Source organism: Streptomyces sp. NPDC014861 (assembly GCF_043081625.1).
Taxonomy (GTDB): Bacteria; Actinomycetota; Actinomycetes; order Streptomycetales; family Streptomycetaceae; genus Streptomyces.
Genome location: NZ_JBIBWV010000009.1, coordinates 136974 through 159503, shown reverse-complemented (window position 1 = coordinate 159503; position 22530 = coordinate 136974). Strand labels below are relative to the sequence as shown.

The window sequence follows — 22530 nt, the reverse complement described above, 5'->3', positions numbered from 1 at the left end:
CCCCCATGTCGCAGCAGGACGTCGAACCCCAGGGCACGCCGCCCGAGGCCGGGCGACCGGAGCCCGCCGTGGTCTCCGGTCCCGAGGCGGAGCTCCACTTCCACTTCCCGATCGAGGTGGTGGTGGCCGGGGACATCGCCGAGGAGACCCGCCGCGACCTCGTCGCCGAGGTCTGGGACGCCCTGCACGAGGCCCTCAGCTGAGCGCGCGGCCAGGAGCGTTCCCATGCCCACGATCACCTGCCACTTCGAGATCACCGTGAGAATCACCGGCACCCCGACACCCGCCGCTCTCGAACGCCTCGGCCCGGTGCTGGAGAAGGCGCTGGCGGCACGGCTTCGGCTGGCCCGGGCCACGGTCGCCGAAGCGGGATACCCCGACATCGTCCCGGCCGAGGCCGCGTTCTCCTCGTGGAGGGCGCCGTGAACCCGCCCGTGGTGGCCGCACCGGACACCGCCGCCGGAGGGACGGTGGTGCGGGGGGTGGCGTACCGGCGACTCCACCTGCCGACCTCGGTCACCTTCACCGGGGACACGCGGCTGCGCGCAGACGAAGGGCGGCTGGCGGCGCTCCTGCTGCGCGCGGTCGCCTCGGCGGTACAGCGGGACGACCGGTCGGAGGGCGGGCTGAACGACGCGCCGAACCACCTGGCCACCGCCACCGGACCTCCGTGGCGGCCACCGCCGGCCGTCGTCGAAGCGCCTCTCGTCGTCGAGGACGACGCGCCCGTCGAGGGCGAGGCGAGCGCGGACGACACCGCCGGGGACGGGGTCGTCGAGGACGGGCCGGGCGAGCGCGGGGCACCGGCCGGGACCACGTCGCACGGTCGCAGCCGCCTCACCTTCGCGGTGGCCGTCCCCGACCCGGGAGAGGGAGAACCCGAGGGGTCCGTCGGAGCCGCGTCCGAACCGGAACCCCGACCCCGGACCGAGCCCGAGCCCACGCCCGAGACCGGTACGGGGGAGGACCGGGGCGAACAGCGGACGGGCGCCGCGCAGCCGTCGGTGCCGGCGGTGTCGCCCACCGGCGCGCCTCCGCCGACGCCCCCCGCCCCGCCCTCCTCCACCGTGCCGCGGTCGGCGCCCGTGCCGGCGACGGCCGAGCCCGTGGAGACGTCCTCCGGGGCGACTGCCCCCGGGGCGACCACCGGGGACATCAGGGACACAGGAGGCACAGGAGATACAGGAGGGACAGCGGACGCAGAGGATGCCGGGGACGCCTCCGAGGAGGTTCCCGAGGCGGATGCCGACGTGACCGTGGTGAACGAGGAACGCTCGCCGAGCGAGGTCGTCCCGGGCCCGAGCCCCGTCGACGGCCGGGCCGTCATGGTCATCGGCGCCACGCAGCTCGTGATGCTCGGCGAGGCGACCCGGCACGCGCGTGCGCGCAGCCTCGTCCACGCCGTTCAGCTCGGTGACCACCTGTTCGGCGCACGCTCCTTCGCCGTGCTCGAAGGACCCCTCGGCACCCGGGAGAGCCTCCACTGGGCCGTCGCCACCTCGCCGACCGTCACGGACGAGACCATCGGCGACGCCGTGGGGAGGACGCGACTGGAAGGGCAGGAGATCAGCCTGTTCAAGGGCATCTCCGTGCTGTCCACCGTCACCACCCTGGACGGCCACCGCTACGGGGTGAACCTGCTCTGGACCAAGGAACGAGGCTGGCTGTACGGCAGCAAGCAGGAGGGCAGCCGCTGGCTGCGGATCAGCGCCTCGCAGACGGAGCCGTGGCTGACGCCCGAGCAGCTGCGGGTCCACACCTTCCAGGAACTCGACCGGCTGGTGGACTCCGGTCTCGCCGGGGACGACGCGTCAGCCGCGAAGGCCGCCGCCCAGCTGAGCGACATGAACGCCAGGACGTTCGCCCTGGCGGACACCGAGACGAGGGCGAAGTACTTGGAGATCCTCATCAAGGCGTGGACCTTCGAGGAACAACGGCACGCGATCATCCAGATCATGCTCTCGCTGGAAGGGCTCGACGCCTTGCAGGCCGTCCGGGGACGGCTGATCCAGGCGGGTCTGTACGAGCAACTCTTCGCCGACATGGGGCCCGAACTGTGGGAGCTGCTCACGGTGGTCGGCAAGCGGTTCGGCGACGACAAGCCGCTCACCGGGCGGGAGTTCGTCAGGCTGCTGGAAGAGGCGCTCGGCCTGTCGCTGCGGCACGACGCCGGGCTCGCGCGGACGGTCGACCAGGAGGAGACCGCCGTCATCGGCCTCAAGCGGATGATCGAGTTCGAGGAGGCGGCCCGCGCGGCGGCGGGCTTCGTCCTGTCCTCGCTCGAAGCCCTCAAGATGATGCTGACCCAGCCCGAGAAGGTCCTCTCCGGACTCTTCCAGCTCGTGCGACTCCTCGTCATCTGCGAACTCGCGGGCTGGGGCCATCAGCCCTCGATGAAGGAGTTGCAGGCGCTCGTCCACCACATCGGGACGGCGCTCGTCGACGGGCTGCGCGGAGCGGCGCTCCTCGGAGTCGGCCCGCGCGCGGTGACGAGGATCAAGTGGGCCGTGATCATCGAGGCGCTGACCTGGATCTCCGAGATCAAGGCCGTCGTCGAGGCGCTGGCCAAGATCGAGCGGCTCGTCGCCATCCTCCGCTTCCTGAAGGTGCTCCGCGCGCTGGAGGGGGAGCAGATCGCGGCCCGGTTCACCCGGGTCGCCGAGGCCCTGCACGCCGGCAGCGCCGCGCTGAAGGGGCTCAAGGACGAACACGCCCTGGCAGAACTCCTGCTGATGCTGCCGGAAGAGGACGGAGCCCGCCTCGGAGCGGCCCTCGGCGAGGTCGACGTGCCCAAGGGCAGCACGCTGGCCTGGCTCCTCGAACACCCGCGCCTCGGCCCGGTCACCGCCGACGTGGAACGCAAGGCCGCGGTCCTGCACCGGCTCGGCGCCAAGGCGGGCGGTGTCACACCCGAGCTGGCGCACGCCTTCGGACGACTGGCCGGGAAGGACGGCTTCGAGATCGCCGAGGTCGGCAGGATCGTCGACGCCGTCCCGGAAGGCGAGGGCGCCCGGTTCACCAGGATGCTGGACCGCATCGGCTTCGGCCGGATCGGGGCCAACGCCGAGGTCAAGGCGGATCTCCTGGCGGCGCTCGCCGGCGAGAGCCGGCGCATGGAGGCCGTCCACCAGTACGGGATCGACATCGTCCGCGAGATGCACGGCCGCGCCGCCGGCGGTCCGGAGGCGCTCGACGCCATGCTGTCCCGGCTCCAGAAGATCCGGGAGAAGGACCTCGCGAGCGGCAGGGCGGTGGAGTTCAGCACGTTCCTGGACGACCTCGCGCGAGGCAAGAAGGGGGCGTGGCGGAGGGTGGATCCGCCGCCACGGGCGCCGCGCGTCAAGGCCACGGCCGCCGAACGGGCCCCCGTGCTGGACCGGATCGACGAGCTGCGCCGACGCTTCCCGAAGGCCGGGCTCAAGAACCGGCGGCGGATGGAGGAGGGGCTGCGGCAGATCCGGCGCATCTCCGAGACCGACCCCGCCCGGGCGATGGAGCACCTGGAACGGTTCGAGGAGGGGCTCGCGAGGCAGGGCACGGTCGAAGGACAGGTCGCCGAGCTGATGGCCGAGGCCGAGGCCAAGGCGGGGCGCGAGTCCAAGGCGCTGCACCACGAGCCGGACGAGGTGCCGCCGGAAGCGCTCGGCGTACGCGAGGAGCTCAGGTCGAAGACGGGGGAGGCCGAGCGGGCGTCGCGGGATCTGGCGGCACGCATGGAGGAGATCGGACAGCACCAGCCGTACGGGCACGACGCGCACCACATCTTCGCGTACAGCGACCGGCGCGCCGGGCCGGCGCGGGAGATCCTCGAATGGGCCGGGATCACCCCGCGCGACGATCCTCTCAACGGCGTCTATCTGCCCCGTACCTCCATGGACCCGAAGATCGTCGCCGAGGCCGGCACCCGTCACCAGACGCTTCACACGGACAACTACTACAAGGAGATGACCCGTCGTCTGGTCGAGGCCAGGAAGCAGGCCGGTCGGGAGGGGGTCATCCACGAGATGTCCAGGATCAAGGAAGAACTCATCAGCAACCAAGGGTGGAAGGACCCCGGGCCCGCGCGGGGGGCGGACAAGCAGAACTTCGCCCAGTGGTTCGCCGAGAACCGGCACAACCTGGAGTGGTTGACGGAGGCGGAGCAGCTGGAGGCCCTCAAGAACGTGACGGCCCCGCCGCGGAGGCGGAGGGTACCGGCGGCACCCCGGAAGGCGGCCCCGAACGCCGGGCTCACGCCCGCTCCGAAGCCCAAGCCCAAGCCGAAACCGAAACCTGCGGCGCGTGCGGCGGCACCGAAGCCCCCGCCCGCGTCCGGGGCACAGCCGAAGCCCCAGCAGCAGAAGCCGAAGCCCGCCCCGAAGCAGCCCGCGGAACCTGCGGAACATCAGCCGCAGCCCGAGCCGGTGCAACAGAAGCCGGAATCGGGACCTGTACGCGAACCGGCACCCGAGCCGCAGGCCGAGCCCGTACGCGAGCCGGAACCCGTACCCGTACCCGTACGCGAGCCGGAACCCGTACCCGAACCTGACCCCGAACCCCCGGTGCGGCAGCGCGTGGCCACGGAGGATGCCACCCCGGCCGTGCCCGCCGAACCGGCCGGTTCGCCCGAGGAGCCCGCCACCCGCGTACGCGTCGACCTGGGCGAGGAGCTCGACGAGGTCGTCGGGGAACCGTCGAGGTCGGCCGCCAAGCGGATGAGCGTACCGAAGGAGGCGCGGGAGAGATGACAAGGCGACGGAGGCGCGGACCATGCCCGCCGGTGTGAACGTTCCCGTCCTGATCGGAGCGGTACCGCTGTTCACGGTCACCAGCCTGTCCCTCAGCGAGGGCTATCAGGTGGCCAGGATCGCGGGCAGCCGCCTGGCGCAGCTGGTCTCGCCGACGACCCGGACGATCAGCGTCGAGGCCGTGCTCGTCGGCAGGACCCGGCTGCTGTCCAAGAAGGGCCTGGAGGCGATGGCGCTGACCTCGCGCGCGCTGGCGGGTTCCACGGCGCCCTTGATGAAGCTGGCCGGACTGCCGGTGGTCTGCGGGATGACGGTCAGCCTCGACATGCAGATCACCAGTCTGCGATTCACCCAGTCGAACCAGAAGCGGGACGCCCTGGACGTCACCATCAACCTGGAACAGGTGCCGCGCTCCAGCCTGACCGCCGTCCTCGGGGACGCCCTGGACCTCGCGCTGGCCGCCGGTTCCGCCGCGATCCCCGCCGTGAGCGAGATGATCCCGCCGGGCCGCCAGCTGGGAGGTGGGCTGTGACCGTCGAACCGCTCTTCCACCGCCTGCCGGTCGAACCCGACGCCGGGCTTCCCCAGGTGTTCCGCTGCCCGGTCGGGGACACCGCCTTCGACTTCGCCCTCTACGCCAACTTCGAGGACGGCGAGGACGATCCGCCGGAGACGCTGTACGACCTCGCCGAGTGGAGCCGGGTCCCGCAGCCGATGGATCCCGGACTGCAGCCCACGCCCCCCGGTCACCTGGTGCTTCGCGTGACAGGACCCGGTTCCGGGGGGCCGCGGGTGCTCTTCCTCGGCAAGCTCGTGCCCGAACCCGACCTCGTCCACCAGGCGGGCCCGCTCGCGCTCAAGCTGGTCCAGGCGGTCGTGGCCCGCGGCAACCTCAACGGCGGCGGCCACTACGGCTCCGAGATCGTGATCGGGGTGGCACGGCGATGGGCGTGATCCTCTGGTACACGATCGACTTCCCGACCCTGCGGCTGAAGGTCTCGAACGACGTCCGGAGCGGGTCGGTGCTCGCGGACGCCGAGATCGTCGTCAAGTACGAGATCGGTGAACCCGGCACGTTCGACATCACCTTCGCCGATCTGCCGCTCGACCTGCACAAGAAGCTGACCGGGGCGCTCGGGGAGAAGAAGGCCGGTCCCGAGGGCGGGATCGACGTCGACATCCGCCTCGGCTACCTGGACGACCCCTCCGGTCGGGAGACGGTCCTGTCCGGCCGGGTCGACGCGATCAGGTCCTCGACCCGCTACCCCCCGCTGGCCATCCGCCTCACCGGCTACGAGGAGGCCGCCTACCGGCTGCTCGCCCGCACCGATCCGGGAAGCGATCCGCCCAGGGCCGGCTTCTCGCTGCCCGAGACGACCCCCCACGACGCGGCGACGCACATCGCGGGGCTCGCCGGGGTCGACGTCGTGGGGTTGCCGGAACCCTGCGCCTACCTCCGCGAGATCACCAAGACCGGCAAGAACGCCTTCACGCTGCTCCGGGCGGTCGCCGACCAGTACGCGTACGAGATCCTCGTCCAGGACGGCACCCTGCAGTGCGGCAAGAACGTCGTGCACCCGCCCGCCGGACGGTTCCCCGACATCCCCCCGGTGGCCGCACTCGCCGCCGCGATCGGCGGTGAGGAGTGCCTCGTCGTGCCGAAGACGATGACGGTCGCCCGGCTCGCCGAGTTCCGGCCCGCCCAGTTGGGCACGGTCGGCAGACAGGCCGTCGACACCGACCCGAAGGACCCGGCCAAGGTGGAGGCCTTCGACTTCACGGTGCTCGGTGCCCCCTCGCTCCGCGCGGGCATGATGGTGGCGGCCGGTGTGGAGGGGTACGCGAGCCCCTTCCGCGGCTTCCGGATCCTCCAGCTCACCCACACGTTCTCGCCGCGCGGCGGATACACCTGTGGCGGCCGGGCGGTGGAGTTCGACATGGAGGGCGGCAACCACCGGCGCAGCGAGCTGGCCCGCAAGGCCACCGCCCACTCGATCGCCGACCTGATCTCCGGCAAGGCCCAGGAGCACGCCGCCGTCAACCCGTCCGTCGACGTCGGCGTCATCGACCGGGCCGAGCCGGCCCGGCGGGTGGCGACCGTGCTGAGCGGCCAGCGGCCCAACGAGGCGATGGCCTCGCCCAGTGTCGATCTGCCGATCACCGGCGGCGACCCGAAGCGCCGCGACAAGCCCGTCGCCTCGCCGTTCGCCTGGCACAAGGTCGGCCTGTCGGTCCCGGTGTACGAGGGCATGCGCGCCCTGCTCAACCAGGTACGGGACAACACCGACGACACCGTGGTGACCGGCTTCCTGTGGCCCGACGACCCCAAGACCGAACGCCCCAAGGCAGAGGAGGGCGACTGGTGGCTCTGTCTGCCCACCGGCCTCACCAGCGGCTCCGGCACCGCGCGCCCCACCGGCAAAGGCGTCAACGACCTGATAGCCGCGGACGGCCGAAGGGTCGTGGAGGCGATCGGCCTCAAGATCGCGATCGGCCGGGACCTCTGCGCCGAGGTCGGCGAGCGGCCGAAGGAAGGGGACGCCGGGGTCTTCCTGCTCACCCACAAATCGGGCACCACCATCAAGATCGACGACGACGGGAACGTCACCGTCGACGGCGGATCGCACGACGTGGTGCTCACGTCCGGCGGAGTGACCGTCACGATCGGCAAGGGGAAGGTGGCGATCAGCTGATGCCTCTCGTACTCGTCGAAGGCGCGATCGTCCGATGCAACCACCAGGGCCGGCTGAGACTCCTGACCGGCGACCCCCGGGTCACGGTCAAGGGCAGGAGGGTCGTGCTCGCCGGCAAGGAGGGCGGTCTGGTGTTCGGCTCGCCGAGCACCCCCGTACCGGGCATGGTCTCACCCTGCACGGCCCCTGCGTCGGCCGGCGGATTCCACCCCTGCACCATGTCCCCGGCCACCCCCGAGGGTTGGTCGACCAGCCTGACCGTCGGCGGCACCCCGGTCCTGCTCGCCACAGCCGGCGGACTCGCCGTCAGCGGCCTGGGAACCGACCGCTGGACGGTCGCCGACCCCGGCCAGGCCGTACTGGAGACTCGGTGATGTCCGGCGACGCGCCACAGCGACGACACGGCGACCCCACGAGCGGAGGCCGCCCCGGCGACCCCCTCGGGGCTGGCCCCGCCCCGCCTCCGCCGGACACCGTCCCGCTCCCCGGCACTGGCGCCGCCGTGCCCCACGCCGCAGCGTCGTTCCCGACCGCCGCCGCGGCTACGGCGGCGCGCGGCTCGGAGCAGGCCGCCGCCATGCTCCCGTACCTCCCCGCCGAGAGCCCCCGCGACGGCGCGCCCAGCCTCGGCAGCAGCCTCGCCCTCGACGAGGGGGACCTCGTCCTCGACGGTCGCTCCCTCGACCTGACGCTCGTCGTCGGCGCCGAGGCGCTGCGCCAGGCGCTGGAGCTGGGCGTCGCCACCCAGACCGGAAGCGACCGGCTCAACACGCCGTTCGGTTTCGACCGCCTCGCCCTCAGCGCCTACGCCCACGACCTGCCCACCCGCAAGGAGTTCCTCACCATGGAACTCGTCCGCTGCGTCAGCTCGGACCTGCGGGTCACCGACGTGCGCGAGGTGTTCTTCGACGACGACCCGCGCTACCTCGAACTCCGGCCCGGACTGGACGAGGAGACCCATCGCCGGGAGATCGCCGCCGCGCACGCCGCCCGCGTCCACGCGGTCTTCGCCGTCGTCGACACCATCGCGAGCACCGCTCTCACCCTCCGAGCAAGGGGGACCTCATGACCACCGAGGAACGGTTCGGCGTCACCGAGGACGGATTCGTCCTCAAGGGCATCGACCGGATCATCGCCGACCAGCAGGAGCGCGCCCGGGCCATGTTCGGCGACGACGTCGACCTGTCCTCCGGCAGCGCCCTGCGCAAGGTCCTGGACGCCGCCGCCGTCGACACCCACGAGCTGTGGCGGGCCCTGGAGTCCCAGTACTACGGCAACTTCGTCAGCACCGCCCAGGGCCCCAGCCTGGACCTGCTCGGCCGCGACCTCGGCCTGCGCCGCCGCGAACTGCGGGCCCACGGCCCCGTCACCCTGACGCTCGCCGACGCCGTCCCCGACCGCGACTACGTGCTCCCGCAGGGCACCGTCCTGGTGACGCCGCCGTCGCCCGGGGTCCCGTCGCCGGCCTTCCGCAGCATAGGTGCCGTCACCCTCACCGAGGAACGGCGGTCGGCCACGGTCGAGGTCGAGGCCGTCGCCCGCGGCGCCGCCGGGAACGTGCTGCTCGGCACCGAGCTGACGCTCGACCCCGCGTGGGCCCGGCACAACCTCGACCTGGGCGCCGCCGTACTCAAGGCCGTCGTCGCCCGGGACTTCCAGGGCGGCGACCTCGGCGAGCCCGACGCCGTCTACCGGGCCCGGCTGCTCGGCGTCCCCCGTACCGTGTGGACCCAGGAGGCGCTGCTCGCCCAGGTTCTCGACGTCAACGGCGTACGCGACGCTGTCGTCTTCGACCCGCTCGGCGGAGTCGAAGCCACCCGGCGCACCTTCGGCACCTTCCGGTTCGGCAGCCGCGGCTTCTCCCGCGCCCGCCAGACCGGATCCCCTTACTTCTTCGACATCGTCGTCGCCCCCGAACCCGGATGGCCCTGGACCGACGACGAGGCGTCCTTCCCCGGTCTGTACGGCCAGGTCCTCGACATCGTCCGGCAGTGGCGGCCGGTGTCGGTGTTCCCCGCCCTCCTCGCGGCCAACCAGGTCGACGTCGGGATGCGCGCCACCCTGGTCATCGAGGCGGGCCACGACGAGGAAGCCGTCAAGGGCGCGATCCTCGACACCGTGCGCGCCTCCGTCGACCGGCTCCGCCTCGGCCACGGCGTGCTCTACTCCGACATCGTCCTCAGTGCCCGCACCGCCGCCGGCGTGGCCGACGTGCAGAACCTGAGGCTGCGCCGCTTCGCCCCCGCCTTCGGCCAGACCCACTACGGCGGCGCCACCTACGGCGGCGCCCGGGAACTGTCCGTGGGGGAGAACCTGGACCTCGCCCCCGACGAGATCGCCCGCTTCTCCGTGGACACCTCCATGGCCGACCTCCGGACCGTGATCGCATGACCACGACGGCCCGCCGCGCCCGCCTCCGCTTCCGCGAACCGCTGCCGGGCGGCGCCCTCGCCGTCATGCGAGGCGCCCTCCCCGCCCCGTACGACCGGGGGATGGAACGCGTGGCCGTCCCCCTCGGCCCCCAGGGGACCGGCGGGACGATCCCCGTCCACGCGTACGACTTCCAGGGCTACACACGCCACTACGGCAGACCGCCCGCCTCCCCCCGTTACCTGCTCACGCCCCGTCAGGACATCTCGGACCCGCTCGCCGTCGACGTCGCCTTCGTCCGGGACGAGGGCACGGAGGCCGAGTGCGTGACGGTACGCGTCCCGGCCGGACACCCGGCCCACGGCGCCGTCACGATCCCGATCCCCGGCCGCGCGGTCGACGTCACCGACCGGCTGCGTCTCGTCTCGCTCACCCCCCGCGGCCCCGGCGGCCCCGTCACCACCGTCACCTGGGAGGTCACCGCCCTCCTCGGGAACCTGGCCAAGCTGCTCTGGGTCATCGGCGCCGAGCACGAGACCCTCGCCGCCCGGCTCCGCGACGTGACGGCTCAACGGGATACCGAGACCGCCCACGGCGCCAGCCTCGACCTGCTCGGCCTCGATCTGGGCGCCCCCCGCTTCCCGCCCCGCCCGCACACGGTCGACGACGACACCGTCGCGCTCTTCCACCTCGACGACCTCCCGCCCCTCGACGAGGCAGGCCTTCCCACTCCCGGCGCCGAGCCGGCCACCGTCGTCGACGCCGCCGCGCGCGGCCGCGAGGGGGTCAACCAGGGCGCGCACAGCGGCCGCACCGGCCGCTTCGCCCACGCCTTCGCGTTCGGCCCGGGGAGCGCCATCACCATCGCGCACGCCGGCGCCTTCGACCTTCCCGCCGGCGCCCCCTTCACCGTCGAGGCGATCGTGCGACCGGACCGGGCCACCGCCTACGGCCCCGTGGCCACCAAGCGCGGGCGGCTCGACGACCCGGGGAGCAAGGGCTGGGCCCTCGTCGTCGGCGCCTTCCGGGGCATCGACCGCAATCTCCGCCTCTCCCTCTCCGACGGCAGCACGCAGGTCGACCTCTACGCCGACCGGGACCTCGGCGACGGGTCCTTCCACCACATCGCCGGTACCCTCGCCCACACGGCCACGACCAGCACCGCCGTGCTCCACCTCGACGGCCGGGAAGCGGCCCGGCACGTCACGGACGACCCGCTCGGCGAACTGAGCAGCGGCGCCGAGCTCGTGCTGGGCCAAGGGAAGAAGAACCTGGCCGACGGGACGCCGACCACCCTCCAGTACCAGGGCCTGCTCGAAGAGGTACGCCTCTCCTCCACGGCCCGGGACACCTTCACCCCGGTCACCGGCGAGGCCGACGAGCAGTACCGCCGCCGGCTCGCCATCTTCCACCGCTGGCTCCTGCCCACCCCCGACGCGCTCCAGGCCGCCGTGAACGCCGTGGCCGGGCCGATCGCCGGCTCGGCCGACCCCGCCCCCTTCGTCGTGCGCGAGCAGACGGAACCCGTGGTCACCGGCGGACAACTCCTGCGCGTCCTGCCGAGGACGCTTCCGGTGAGCCAGTCCATCGCCGCCGACGGCACGCTCGGCGCCCCCGAGGAGGCCGCCGTCGGCACCGCCGACCAGGACGAACCGGACTTCGACCCCACCTGGCTGGTCCGCCACCCCGACCTGTCCGGTCTGGCCTTCGCCGACGACGGGGACGCCCGCCGGATGCAACTCACCGTCGTCCGCGCCCTCGACGCCCTCGTCGCGCGTCTCGGGCCGAACGCCGGACCCCTGCGCGTCCTCAAGGCGTACGACCCCGGCCCCGACGCCACGGGCCTGCACGGCGTCGGACGCGCCGTCCTCCTCGCCCTCACCGAGGCGACGGCCGTGGACGCGGCACGACTCGGAGCCCTCGCGCACGCGGCCGGCTTCGGCTGGGTCCAGCACACCAGGGACGGCCACGTCTACGCGGCCCAGCCGCGCGGGGACGCCTTCCGCATCACGACGGGCGGTCCCGGAACCGGCCCGGACACGGACGCGGACGCGGACAGGGACCCGGGCACGGGCCCGGACGCGGGACCGGGGCTGCCGGATGTCGTGGAAGGCGACGCCCTCACCCTCCGCGTCGAGCCCGACCCCTCCCGCCTCCCGGACGCCGAGATCCGCTGGTCCGTGCTCCGCCAGGAAGCCGGAGACGCCGCCTTCCTGCCGGGCCGACCGGGGATCCTGCACGCCCTCACGGCCGGGGACGTCACCGTACGCGTCGAGGTCACGCACCACGGCCACGTCGGCAGCGGTACCCGCCGCCTCCGGATCGGCCTCGGCGACACCGCCCTGACGGCCGGCGGAAGCATCAGCGGCACCGGCCGCCACGGCGCCACGGAGACCGCCTCGGCGGGCCCGCCCACCCCCGACTTCGACCCGCGCCTGCTGCATCTGCGCACCGACGACCTGAGCCGGTCGCCACGCCCGGTCGACTACGGCCCCGGGCACGCCAACCGGCTGATGCAGAGGGTCACCGGCGAGGCGCTCGACCGGCTGCTCGACGTGCTGGCCGCCACCGACGGACAGCTCGTCGTCCTCGCCTCGTACTCCGCCCAGGAAGGCGGCCGGCCGACCCCGGGCCCCGCGGACCCCGACCCCGACACCGCCCTGCACGCACAGGGCCGCGCCCTGCGGATCCGTCACTCCACGCTGACCGCCCCGGCCCTCGCGGCGCGGGCGTTCGCGGCGGGCTTCGACCACATCCGGGTCGACCCGCCCACGCCCGGCGGACCGGAGACCGTCCGGGTCGCCGTGCGCCCCGGAGAGCAGCTCACCGTCACCGGCCCCACCGAGGTCACCGTCGACGAGACCGTCCCGTTCGAGGCCGCCCCCGCCGCCGCGCCGGCCGCGGCCTGCTTCGCCGCCGACGGGTCGCTGCTCTTCCTGGCGGATCCGGGCGCGCACCGGATCACCTCCGTCACCCTGACGGAGGCCGAGGGGCAGCCCTGTCCCGACCTCGCGCTGGGTGCCTCCCGCAGGGTCGCCCCCTTCCCCGGCGCCCTCGCCCTCGGCGGCGGCCGCCTCTTCGTCGCCCACGAACGGCTCGGCCGCGTGACCGTCCTCGATCCGGTGGACCTGGAGCCGGCCGCCGCTCCGCCGGAGCCGCTCTGTCCGAGCCCGGCCGCCCTGGCCACCGATGCCGACCGCCTGTACGTCGGCTGCGGCGACGCGACGCTGCGGGCCTTCGCCCTGACGACCGGTGCGCCGGCCACCCCGCTGAACCTGCCCGCCGCCGCCCGGTCCCTCGCCGTCGCCGCCGACAGTCCCTCCCTGTACGTGCTCCTCGCCGACGGCCGATGGTGCCGGGTCGAACGCGCGACGCTGACGCTGCGCGAGGAGGTCGCCACCGGCGATCCGAAGGCCCGCTCCCTCGCCGTCACGGCGGACGGCACGAAGCTGTACTTGATCAGCCCCGGCCCGGGCACCTCGGGCGGTGGCCGAGTCCTGCTCTACCGACCGCCGGACGCGACCCCGAAGGTCGTCCTCTCCGACTTCGCACCCGGCACCGAACCCGTGGCGCTGAGCCTCAGCGGCGACGAGAGGCTGCTGTACGTGGCGACCGCCGGCTCGCCCTCCGCCGCCGGCCGGGTCCTCCTCGTCGACACCACCGCCGACGTCCGCCTGCCCCAGGTGTTCAGCCCCGGCCGCGGCGGGCCCGCCCTCGCCGCGAGCCCCGCCGCCGCCCCGTACCCGCCCTGCCTCGTCATGGCGCCGCGCCGCAGCGGCACCGTGCTCCTGGCCGACCCCGCACCGCTCGCCGCGGAGCCGCCCGCCCCGCCCCGCCTCGCCGCCGAAGTACCGCTGGGCACCGGCCTCGGCGAGGTACTCGTGTGGTCCACCACCCCGGAGGGCCCCGGCACAGCCGAACCGACAACCCCCCATGCCCCGCTCTGCACGGTCGCGGGAGTCACGCCGGGACGCGTCCTCCTCCGGGCCGCCCACCTCACCGCCGAGGGCCTCCTGCCGTACCAGTGCGAGGTCGACCTGAAGGAGGGGACGGCCCCGACCGGCGCCAAGATCACCAAGGAGCAGTACGACCTGATCCTCAACGTCCTCAACTGGTTCCACCCCGTCGGCGTCGAGTGCCGCACCGACCGCCTGCGGACCCTGGCCGGACTCGACGACGAGGACAGGGAGCGGCCGAGCCTGCACACCTTCCCGACGTACCACGTCGCGGACCCCTTCTCGTCCCCCTTCATCCGCCTACGCAAGGACGGCCGTGATGCCTGAGCGCTACGTCCCCAAATTCAGCCACAAAGACTGGATCGACCACCAGCACCGCGTCCAGGCGGGCGGCGAGGACGGCCTCAACAACCGCTTCCACCAGCTGGAGACCGAGTTCGCCGACCTGGCGCGGAACCAGATCAACCCGATCATCGAGGCACTGGGCGGAGCCGCCGAGACACGGCACCTCACCCTGGTGCCCGCGCTGTTCCCCGACGGGGACAAACCGGCGTGGACCCAGGGCGTGGACATGGTGGAGAAGGCCGACCCCGCGGCGGAGGCCCACGGCTTCATGAACATCGTCCTCCCCGACGGAGTACGGGTGAAATCCCTCCTGGCCACCGGCAACAAGTCGGCCGGCACTCTGACGGTCACGCTGAAGCGACGTCAGATCGGCAACGAGGGGATCGGAGCGGAATCCCTCGTTTCGTCGAACGTCCTGGGGACTCCCGTGAACGCGCAGGGGGACGTGCGCATCGAGAACCTGACGCATCGCCACTTCCTGACGATCGGCATCACCGGCGCCGCCAACGGCACGGCCCGGGTGTTCTGTGTCCAGATCGCCTACGAGTGACATCCGCACACACCCGGAAGGAGGCGGCCATGCCCGAACTGGGACAGGTCGTGGGACAAGAAGGCGACGGCACCGGCTTCGACCCCAACGCCGAGGACGTCCAGTTCGCCGTCTTCGGGGACAGCGCGTCGGGCGGCGGTGTCGTCGGAGTGAGCGGTAGGACGAGCACGGAGACCAAGGAGGTCGGCGCCGTGCTCGGCATCCACAAGAAGGGCGGCGGCGTAGGAGTCCTGGGCTCCTCCCGCAGCTCCGTCTCCGCGGGCACGGGAGTCCTCGGCACCAGCCTCGCGGGCGTCGGTGTGTCGGGCGTCGGCAAGGGGACCGAACCCGGAGTGCTCGGCACCGGCACCCGAGGCCCAGGGGTGAAGGGGACGAGCCCCGACGGTCCGGGTGTGGCCGGAGAGGGAGCCGCCCGGAGCCCGGGCGTCCTCGGCACCGGCGACGCGGGCCCCGGCGTGCGGGGGACGAGCGCGCAGGACGCGGGGGTGGCCGGCAGCACCGAAGGCCCCGGCGCCGGCGTGTCGGGGACCGGCGCCGACGGCCCCGGCGTCTCCGGGAGCAGCACAGGCTCCGGCCCGGGTGTCACGGGCGACAGCCGGTCCGGCCCCGGGATCCGCGGCACCAGCGCCGCGGGCGCCGGGGTGACCGGCACAGGCGGAGGGCTGGGGGCCGGCGTCGTCGGCGAGGCCACCGAGGGCGCCGGAGTCTCCGGTACGAGCGAGCAGGGCCCGGGCGTCCTCGCCGAGACCCGCGGCACCACGGCCACAGGTGTGGAGGGGAAGGCGGTCGACGGACCGGGCGTGGCCGGGACGAGTACGGGCGGCCCGGGCGTGACCGGGACGAGTACGAGCGGCCCGGGAATCCGGGGCACCAGCGTGAACGGCGACGGCCTCAGCGGCGAGGGCGGAGGCGACGCCGCGGGCGTCAACGGCCACGCGACCGCCACCGGCCCGGGAGTCGTGGGCACCAGCGACCGGGGCGTCGGCCTCCGCGGCACGGGCGGAGCCGACTCCGCCGGTGTGGAGGGCATCGCCACGAACGGCGCGGGCGTGCTCGGCACGAGCACCGACGGAACGGGTGTCTCCGGGACCAGCGAGAAGGGGCCCGGCGTCGTCGGCGACAGCGGCGACGGCGCGGGCGTCGAAGGGAAGTCCGGCGGGGACGAACCAGGCGTGCGGGGGACCAGCGCCTCGGGCCCCGGCGTGTCGGGGACCAGCGTCGACGGCCCCGGCCTCTCCGGAACCGGCGGCGCGTCCAGCCCCGGCGTCCTCGGCACCGGAGGCGACGGAGCGGGTCTCTCCGGTGTCAGCGACCGCGGCGCGGGCGTCCTGGCGGAGAGCACCCGCGGGGCCGGTGTCTCCGCGTCCAGCACCCAGGGCGTCGGTGTCACGGGCACCAGCGAGGAGGCGGCGGGGGTCTCCGGCGAGGGCGGCGGAGACCACCCCGGCGTCCAGGGCGCCGGAGGCGACGGCCCCGGCGTGTTCGGCACCAGCACGGACAGCCACGGCGTGCGGGGCAAGGGCGGCCGCGAGAACGCCGGCGTACTGGGCGAGTGCACCCTGGGCCCGGGCGTCAGAGGCAGCAGCGACCAGTCGTACGGCGTCGAAGCCCACGGCGCCACCGGCCTCTACGCGAAGGGGACGGAGAAGGCGGCGCTCCTGGACGGTGACGTGGTCATCACGGGGACGGTGTCCGACAGCGCGAACATCATCCGGATCGACCACCCGACCGATCCCGAGAACCGGTTCCTGGTCCACGCGGCCGTCGAGTCCCCGGAACTGAAGAACGTCTACGACGGCACGGCCGTCCTCGACGAGGACGGCCGTGCCGTCGTCGAACTGCCCGACTGGTTCGAGTCGCTCAACGAGTCCTTCCGCTACCAGCTCACCGCGATCGGCGCCCCGGCCCCCGAACTGCACGTCAGCCGCCCCCTCGCCGACCACACCTTCGCCATCGCAGGCGGCGGCCCCGGCCTCGAGGTCTGCTGGCAGGTGACCGGAGTCCGCTGCGACCACTGGGCGAGGGCCCACCCCCTGACCCCCGAAGAGGAAAAGCCACCCGCCCAGAAGGGCCGCTTCCTCCACCCAGAACTCCTCGGCCGGCCGGCGGACCGGCCCCTCTCCACCCACGGCCCGGCCCGCCTTTCCGCGCCCTTCCGAGAATCCAAGTGACCACGTTCGCCCTTGGCGACAGACTTCTTTCCCCCCTCGTGCAGGCACGTACGGTCTCGGCGAGCACGACGGTTCCGGCGCCGGACCTGCGGACGCGGGCGAGCGCGGACAGCGCCATCCGCGCCCGGGCCCGCGTCATCCGGGGCACAGCTCGGTGTACGCGTCATCGGCCGACTCGGGCCGGTGTCCGTCCGCGCGGGTCTCGACGGCTCAAGGCGGGGTCCGCCGGTAGCCCGACCCTGTGGAAGAGGCCCCCTTGGAGCGCCGAGTGGGCCTCATCCGCGCTCCACCAGCCCCTCGCCCGACCACGGCGAACCAAGCGCGGAGCCGGTCCAGTCGGGGTGGGAGGCCGGTCGAAGCCCCGGATGGTCACCGGTGAGGCACGCGGCTCTCGTCACGGATCCTTGTGCAGGAGCACCGTGGCCGACCGGATAGCGGCGCCTGGGTATCCCACGCCTGCGGTGATGGTGACGTTCCTGCCGTCGTCGGTGGCTCCGACGCACAGGTCACGTCGGTCGAGCAGCCAGCCGTTGGTACGGCAGCTCTTCTGCTGGAGGCCCAGTCGGCGGATGATCTCCGGGCGGGACAGGCCGTCCTCACTGGCGACCGTCGCGACGCGCCAGCAGCCGCCGGAAGCGCAGCTGACGTCCTCGTCGACCAGGCTGAGGCCCGGCGGCAACGAGGGCAGGGCCTTGGACGGCGGGGCCTCCGAACCGTCGCTGATCAACAGTGCGTACGGGAGGCCGGCCACGAGAGTGAGGCCGAACTGCGTCCCCAGGAAGCCGGTCGCTCCCTTGCGACGGGACCTCCATTGACGCGAAGGAGAGTTCTCGTGGCGTCCCTCCAGTCCCGCTCCGCAGGCGATGAGCAGGGGCGCGAGAGCCGTGAACACGAGATGGGCGTCGGGTCGGGGAGCGTCGAGCCAACCCTGCTGGACGCCGATCAGCAGACTGGCTCCGGCGAGCAGCATGCCACCGACCGCGAATCCGACGGCACGGGTCCGGGCGATCGTCCCCCAGACGACGGTGGGCGCGACGGCGAAGAGTATCCCCAGGGCGGTCAGCATGTACGGGGGGACGGGCGCCCCTGAGCGCCCGGTTCCACACGGCCGGAGCGTCTCACCACGGGCTCCGTCACAGGGGAGTGAGATACGCCCGGGTCGGTGGGTCGGCCGACGCCGAGAGCGCTGCGCGGGAGCGAATCCGGTTGCGGGCTTCTGTCCGTGTCGAGGCCGGGGAGGAGACCCGCGAGGTTGCCCCGCGCTGCGGGTGGGTGTCCCGTCCACATCGACATCGGTGGCGGCGGGGCAGCCGTCACCGACCGGTCCCGCAACAGCGGCAGCCTCGGCCGGCAGCGCGCGGACCGGATGCGCGGTCTGCGCCTGCGGCCGGGCGAGCTCGGCCAGGGCCTGGGTCGGCGTCCGTCTCGTCCGCCCGCGCTGCCATGAGGCTGCTTGACTCTCCCACGAAGGGAGAGTCAAGGATGGAGCACATGCGCATGGACGACTCCTCGCCCTCCACGTGGAGCATCGGGGCCGTGGCGCGGCTGACCGGGCTGCCGGTGAAGGTCGTCAGGCACTGGTCGGACGTGGGTGTGGTGGCACCGGTCGGCCGGACCGCCGGAGGTTACCGGCGCTACGACACCGCTGGCGTGGCCCGGTTGCAGCTGGCTCGCACTCTGCGTGACCTGGGGATGGGGCTCGGTGACATTCGGGCTGCCCTGGATCGCGAGGACGGGCTGACGGAGGTGGCGGCCGCGCACGTCGAGGCTCTGGAGGCGCAGATCCGCCGCCTGCGGACCCACCAGGCCGTCCTGCGCACCGTCACCCGTCGCACCACCCACGAAGGACTTGCCCTGATGACCCGTACCGCCCAGCTGTCCCCCGACGAACGCCGCGAGCTGGTCCACGACTTCCTCACCGACACGCTCGGCGATCTGGACGTTCCCCACTTCCGCGAGGGCCTTCTCGCGGCCGGTGCCGACCTGCCGGAAGATCCCACCGATGAGCAGGTCGAAGCGTGGCTGGAGCTGGGTGAGCTGATCGCCGAGGGGGAGCTGCGTTCCGCCATGCAGCGGATCGCGGAGTACGCCGCCCGCCAGGAGAGGGGACCACAGGACTCCGGCGCGGGGGAGGAGATGCGCGCCCTCACCGAGACCTGGACCGCACGCGTACGCGAGGCGATGCGGGCCGGCGTCGCGGCGGACTCCCCGGCTGCCGACCAGGTCGTCGCGGCCGTCGTCGCCGCCTGGCTGCCCAGCCGCGCGAACGTCCTCGCCGTGACCGCCGACGGCGCCGAAGCCCGCACACTCCTGCGTGAGCAGCTCACCGCCGCGGCCGAGCCCGCAGTCGAGCGCTTCTGGCAACTGCTGTGCGTCCTCGGCGGCCGCCCCGCGCCCGTCGGGATCGCCGAGGAAGGACGGTGGCTAACCACCGCGCTGCGTGCCAATCCCGCGCCCGGCGCGCGCGACGCCCGGCTCGAAGCCCTCTACACGGATGACTCCGACCCTTGGCCGGGCGGGGTGCTGGAAGCCCTCACGCGCGTCCAGGACACCGTCGGCGCACTCGTGCGCGCAACGGCGCCGCACCAGTTCGACCGACCGACCTCCTGCACGGACTGGACCGTGCGGGATCTGCTCGACCATCTGGTGTGGGAGAACATCATCTGGGGCGGCCTGGCTCAGGGCACGCCCCCCACCGACGGCCACGCCGAGGACCACCTCGGCCATGACCACATCGCCGCCTTCGAGACCGCCGCCGCCGACGCTCGCGCCGCCTTCCGGCAACCGGGCATGCTGGACCGCTCCTTCGGCCCTGCCCCCGGCCGTCGCCTGGTCGAGCAACTCCTCATCGAGCTGCTCGTGCATGGCTGGGACCTCGCGGCCGCGCTCGACCGCGACCGTGACCTGGAGCCCGACATCGCGCGTGCCGCCCTGCCGGTCGTCCGGGAGATCTACGGTGACCTGCCCCGTACGGCCGGCGGATCCATCGCCTCGGCGCAGCCCGTACCCGAGCACGCCCCGGCCCTCGACCAGGTCGCCGCATTCCTGGGCCGCCGCATCCCGCACCGATCGGGGCGGTGAGCCGCCGCGGCGGTAGGTTCGGTGGAGCCTGGAGGCGGCACGCTGACCGGCAGTCCCAGGTCGAGCCGGGAGTCCATGTCGCGACGGAAGGTTCCGTACGGGTCGACGTCGGACCAGAACAACCGGTCGAGCCGCGTCGGTCCTCCTCCTCGATGCCCAGGCGCGCTGCGTCACTGACCGCGAGCTTCGGCAGGCCACCGCCGCGAGCTGTGAAAGGCCGCGGGCCGGCGCTGTGCGTCGGCCCGGGTCCCCTAAGGGACGACGGGGGGCATGCCGTCGTCGAGACAGCGACAGGCATCCGCCCGGTCCACGGTCGGGTTCGGTCTTCCGAACCCTCAGGACGGGTGCGGGCACCATCGATCTCCGGGCGGCGGCCTCCCAGGATGGGGGCATGGCTGAAACGATGACGGAGATCGGGGCGGCGACCGCCGCCCGGGCGCAGGACGTGCACCGTGAGTACGGGCGCGGGGGCGCCGTGGTACGGGCATTGCGCGGAGTGTCGGTGGACATGGCGTCCGGGACGTTCACGGCGGTGATGGGGCCTTCGGGGTCCGGCAAGACCACGCTGCTGCACTGTCTCGCGGGGATGGACCGGCCCACGCGGGGCTCGGTCTGGTGGGACGGTACGGAGGTGTCGCGGCTCCCGGAGCGGCGGCTGGCCGTGCTGAGGCGCAGCCGGGTCGGGTTCGTGTTCCAGGCCTTCAACCTGATGCCCGCGATGACGGTGGCACAGAACGTCGAGCTGCCCGGACGGCTGGCCGGTGAGCGACCCGAGCGGGGCCGGGTGCTGGAGGCACTGGAGCGGGTGGGGCTGGCGGGGCGTGCGGGGCACCGGCCCGGTCAGTTGTCGGGCGGGCAGCAGCAGCGGGTGGCGATCGCGCGGGCTCTGGTCTCCCGGCCCCGGGTGCTGTTCGCCGACGAGCCGACGGGCGCGCTGGACCGGGCCACCGGACACGAGATCCTCGCCCTGCTCCGCGAGGGGGTGGACCGTGAGGGCGGTACCTGCGTGATGGTGACGCACGATCCGGTCGCCGCCGCGTACGCGGATCGGGTGCTGCTGCTCGCCGACGGTCTGCTCGTGGAGGAGCTGCGGCGGCCGAGCGCGGCCAGGATCAGCGAGTGCCTGAGCCGGCTGGGCGGGTGAGACGGATGACTGCGATCGCCCTCGGGCAGATGCGCCGACGCCCGGCCTCCTTCGTCGGCCTGGCGGTCGCGCTGTTCCTGGCCATCGCCACCGTGACGCTCTTCGGCGGGCTCTTCGCGGCGGAGGCGACGGCCTCCACCGCGGTGCGCGAACAGGTGGCGGGGCCGGGAGTGATGGTGATCGCCGGGGCCTTCGGTGAGATTTCGGTCCTGGTCGCGTTCTTCGTGGTGGTGAACGCGTTGGGCTTCGCGATTCGCCAGCAGTTGCGTGAGCTGGCCCTACTGAGGACCGTCGCCGCGACCCCGCGCCAGGCGCGGAGGCTGGTACGCGGCCAGGTGGTGGCGACCACGCTGCTGATGGCCCTGCCGGGGTGGGCTGCCGGGGCGGTGGGGGGCCGGCTCGCCCTCGCCGCCTTGCAGCGCCAAGGGATGGCGGCGCCAGGCCTGCGCGTGCCGGGGACGCCCCTGCCGGCTCTGGTCGCGGTGGCGGTCGTACTCGCCGTCGGCCTGGCGGCCTCGGCCGTCGCGGCCCGCCGTGTGTCGCGGATCGCGCCTGCGGCGGCGTTGACGGCGAGTTCGACCGAGCACGCCCGTACGGGTGTCGCACGTCTGCTGGTCGGTGCCGTAGCGCTGACCGGGGGTGTCCTGCTGCTGCGGCTGGCCGCGACGCGGCCGGCTGAGCAGGTGGACAAGGCCGGGCAGGCCGCACTGCTCGCCTCGCTGGTCCTGCTCATCGCGATGGGCCTTGCCGGGCCGCTTGCCGGGCGCGCACTGACGGCCGCGCTGGGCGGACCACTACGGGCCGTGGTGCCCGGTGCGGGCTGGCTCGCCGATGCCAACCTGCGAGGCCATGCACGGCGGTTGGCCTCCGCCGTGGTCCCTGTGGCGCTGCTCGTGGGGCTCTCTGGGACCATGATCGTCATGACGAGCACCGCCGCGCACGCCGCGGGTCACACGGGGACCGGGGTCGCTTCCGCCACGGACGTCTGGCTGCGCCAGGCGGAGCTGGCGCTGCTGACCTGCTTTGCCGCGGTGTCGACCATCAACACCCTGGTCGCTGTGACCGCCGACCGGCGCCGCGAGTTCGCACTGCTGCGGCTCCTCGGCGCGACGCGGGCGCAGCTGCTGCGCATGCTGAGCGCCGAGGCGGGACTGACCGCGGCGGTCGGGGTGCTGCTCGGCGCGGTGGTGGCGGGCGCGGCGTCGGCAGCTTTCAGTGTGGCGGTGACCGGTTCGGCGCTGCCACAGATACCGGCGGCCGACTGCTCGTGGATCGTCGCGGGCGCGCTGCTGCTGACCGTTCCGAGCATCCTGGCCACGGGGGTGTGGGCGGTCCGTGGTCCGGCGGCGGAGCTGGTGGGCGGCAGCCGTGACTGACCGCGCCGGCACCTCGGCGTCGTCGCGGCACGCGGGGGCGGGTACCGAGTCGGATACCGGCTCGGCCGCGGAGTCCTGCGGGCCCGGGGCGGATACCGGCTCGGTCCCGGAGTCCTG

The 22530-nt window shown here is 73.5% G+C and carries 16 protein-coding genes; 15 read left to right on the top strand and 1 reads right to left on the bottom strand.

The features are described from left to right. The first annotated feature begins 5 nt into the window (after positions 1-5). From ACF1BN_RS20695 to ACF1BN_RS20640, 12 genes are all read left to right on the top strand, one after another. The gene (locus ACF1BN_RS20695; protein ID WP_392333028.1) at positions 6-203 is read left to right on the top strand and encodes a hypothetical protein; all 198 of its coding nucleotides are present in this window, start codon (positions 6-8) and stop codon (positions 201-203) included. A gap of 22 nt (positions 204-225) precedes the next feature. Next, positions 226-426 (top strand): hypothetical protein, encoded by a 201-nt coding sequence (locus ACF1BN_RS20690; RefSeq protein WP_392333027.1) that lies wholly within the window; start codon positions 226-228, stop codon positions 424-426. Next, positions 423-4727, top strand: a complete 4305-nt coding sequence (locus ACF1BN_RS20685; RefSeq protein WP_392333026.1) for an AHH domain-containing protein — start codon at positions 423-425, stop codon at positions 4725-4727. Before ACF1BN_RS20690 ends, ACF1BN_RS20685 begins: the two co-directional genes overlap by 4 nt. Before the next feature lie 22 nt (positions 4728-4749). Next, positions 4750-5259 carry a hypothetical protein gene (locus ACF1BN_RS20680; protein WP_392333025.1) on the top strand — a complete coding sequence of 170 codons (510 nt, stop codon included), beginning with the start codon at positions 4750-4752 and terminating at the stop codon, positions 5257-5259. After that, entirely contained in the window at positions 5256-5681 is a 426-nt protein-coding gene (locus tag ACF1BN_RS20675; RefSeq protein WP_392333024.1) for a hypothetical protein, read from the top strand. The genes ACF1BN_RS20680 and ACF1BN_RS20675 overlap by 4 nt, the downstream gene beginning before the upstream one ends. Beyond that, on the top strand, positions 5672-7420 hold the full coding sequence (locus tag ACF1BN_RS20670) for a hypothetical protein (RefSeq protein ID WP_392333023.1): 1749 nt from the start codon (positions 5672-5674) through the stop codon (positions 7418-7420). Before ACF1BN_RS20675 ends, ACF1BN_RS20670 begins: the two co-directional genes overlap by 10 nt. Beyond that, the gene (locus tag ACF1BN_RS20665) at positions 7420-7794 is read left to right on the top strand and encodes a hypothetical protein (RefSeq protein WP_392333022.1); all 375 of its coding nucleotides are present in this window, start codon (positions 7420-7422) and stop codon (positions 7792-7794) included. Before ACF1BN_RS20670 ends, ACF1BN_RS20665 begins: the two co-directional genes overlap by 1 nt. A gap of 128 nt (positions 7795-7922) precedes the next feature. After that, positions 7923-8489, top strand: coding sequence for a hypothetical protein (locus ACF1BN_RS20660; protein WP_392333021.1), 567 nt, complete (start codon positions 7923-7925; stop codon positions 8487-8489). Next, a complete protein-coding gene (locus tag ACF1BN_RS20655; RefSeq protein ID WP_392333020.1) occupies positions 8486-9811 on the top strand; it encodes a baseplate J/gp47 family protein in 1326 nt (441 codons plus the stop codon). Before ACF1BN_RS20660 ends, ACF1BN_RS20655 begins: the two co-directional genes overlap by 4 nt. Next, positions 9808-14073: a LamG-like jellyroll fold domain-containing protein gene (locus ACF1BN_RS20650; RefSeq protein WP_392333019.1), complete on the top strand. Its 4266-nt coding sequence runs from the start codon at positions 9808-9810 to the stop codon at positions 14071-14073. The genes ACF1BN_RS20655 and ACF1BN_RS20650 overlap by 4 nt, the downstream gene beginning before the upstream one ends. Beyond that, entirely contained in the window at positions 14066-14641 is a 576-nt protein-coding gene (locus tag ACF1BN_RS20645) for a hypothetical protein (protein WP_392333018.1), read from the top strand. Before ACF1BN_RS20650 ends, ACF1BN_RS20645 begins: the two co-directional genes overlap by 8 nt. A gap of 29 nt (positions 14642-14670) precedes the next feature. Continuing rightward, complete coding sequence (locus tag ACF1BN_RS20640; RefSeq protein ID WP_392333017.1) at positions 14671-16812, top strand: hypothetical protein; 2142 nt, start codon at positions 14671-14673, stop codon at positions 16810-16812. Positions 16813-17206: 394 nt separating this feature from the next. Here the strand turns inward: ACF1BN_RS20640 and ACF1BN_RS20635 are convergent, their stop codons facing one another. Next, positions 17207-17878 (bottom strand): hypothetical protein, encoded by a 672-nt coding sequence (locus ACF1BN_RS20635; RefSeq protein WP_392333016.1) that lies wholly within the window; start codon positions 17876-17878, stop codon positions 17207-17209. Positions 17879-18294: 416 nt separating this feature from the next. Here ACF1BN_RS20635 and ACF1BN_RS20630 point away from each other — a divergent pair, with 416 nt between their 5' ends. The 3 genes from ACF1BN_RS20630 to ACF1BN_RS20620 all read left to right on the top strand — a co-directional run bounded on the left by ACF1BN_RS20630 (position 18295) and on the right by ACF1BN_RS20620 (position 22413). Then, positions 18295-19893: a TIGR03086 family metal-binding protein gene (locus tag ACF1BN_RS20630; protein WP_392333015.1), complete on the top strand. Its 1599-nt coding sequence runs from the start codon at positions 18295-18297 to the stop codon at positions 19891-19893. A 391-nt stretch (positions 19894-20284) separates the two neighbouring features. Next, a complete protein-coding gene (locus ACF1BN_RS20625) occupies positions 20285-21037 on the top strand; it encodes an ABC transporter ATP-binding protein (RefSeq protein ID WP_392333014.1) in 753 nt (250 codons plus the stop codon). A 5-nt stretch (positions 21038-21042) separates the two neighbouring features. Then, the gene (locus ACF1BN_RS20620; protein WP_392333013.1) at positions 21043-22413 is read left to right on the top strand and encodes an FtsX-like permease family protein; all 1371 of its coding nucleotides are present in this window, start codon (positions 21043-21045) and stop codon (positions 22411-22413) included. Positions 22414-22530 lie beyond the last annotated feature (117 nt).

Bases quoted from the DNA above. Each gene is read 5' to 3' on its own strand.
- ACF1BN_RS20695 (WP_392333028.1), top strand. From the start codon at position 6: ATGTCGCAGCAGGACGTCGAACCCCAGGGCACGCCGCCCGAGGCCGGG.
- ACF1BN_RS20690 (WP_392333027.1), top strand. From the start codon at position 226: ATGCCCACGATCACCTGCCACTTCGAGATCACCGTGAGAATCACCGGC.
- ACF1BN_RS20680 (WP_392333025.1), top strand. From the start codon at position 4,750: ATGCCCGCCGGTGTGAACGTTCCCGTCCTGATCGGAGCGGTACCGCTG.
- ACF1BN_RS20670 (WP_392333023.1), top strand. From the start codon at position 5,672: ATGGGCGTGATCCTCTGGTACACGATCGACTTCCCGACCCTGCGGCTG.
- ACF1BN_RS20665 (WP_392333022.1), top strand. From the start codon at position 7,420: ATGCCTCTCGTACTCGTCGAAGGCGCGATCGTCCGATGCAACCACCAG.
- ACF1BN_RS20655 (WP_392333020.1), top strand. From the start codon at position 8,486: ATGACCACCGAGGAACGGTTCGGCGTCACCGAGGACGGATTCGTCCTC.
- ACF1BN_RS20650 (WP_392333019.1), top strand. From the start codon at position 9,808: ATGACCACGACGGCCCGCCGCGCCCGCCTCCGCTTCCGCGAACCGCTG.
- ACF1BN_RS20645 (WP_392333018.1), top strand. From the start codon at position 14,066: ATGCCTGAGCGCTACGTCCCCAAATTCAGCCACAAAGACTGGATCGAC.
- ACF1BN_RS20640 (WP_392333017.1), top strand. From the start codon at position 14,671: ATGCCCGAACTGGGACAGGTCGTGGGACAAGAAGGCGACGGCACCGGC.
- ACF1BN_RS20635 (WP_392333016.1), bottom strand. From the start codon at position 17,878: ATGCTGACCGCCCTGGGGATACTCTTCGCCGTCGCGCCCACCGTCGTC.
- ACF1BN_RS20630 (WP_392333015.1), top strand. From the start codon at position 18,295: ATGGAGCACATGCGCATGGACGACTCCTCGCCCTCCACGTGGAGCATC.
- ACF1BN_RS20625 (WP_392333014.1), top strand. From the start codon at position 20,285: ATGGCTGAAACGATGACGGAGATCGGGGCGGCGACCGCCGCCCGGGCG.
- ACF1BN_RS20620 (WP_392333013.1), top strand. From the start codon at position 21,043: ATGACTGCGATCGCCCTCGGGCAGATGCGCCGACGCCCGGCCTCCTTC.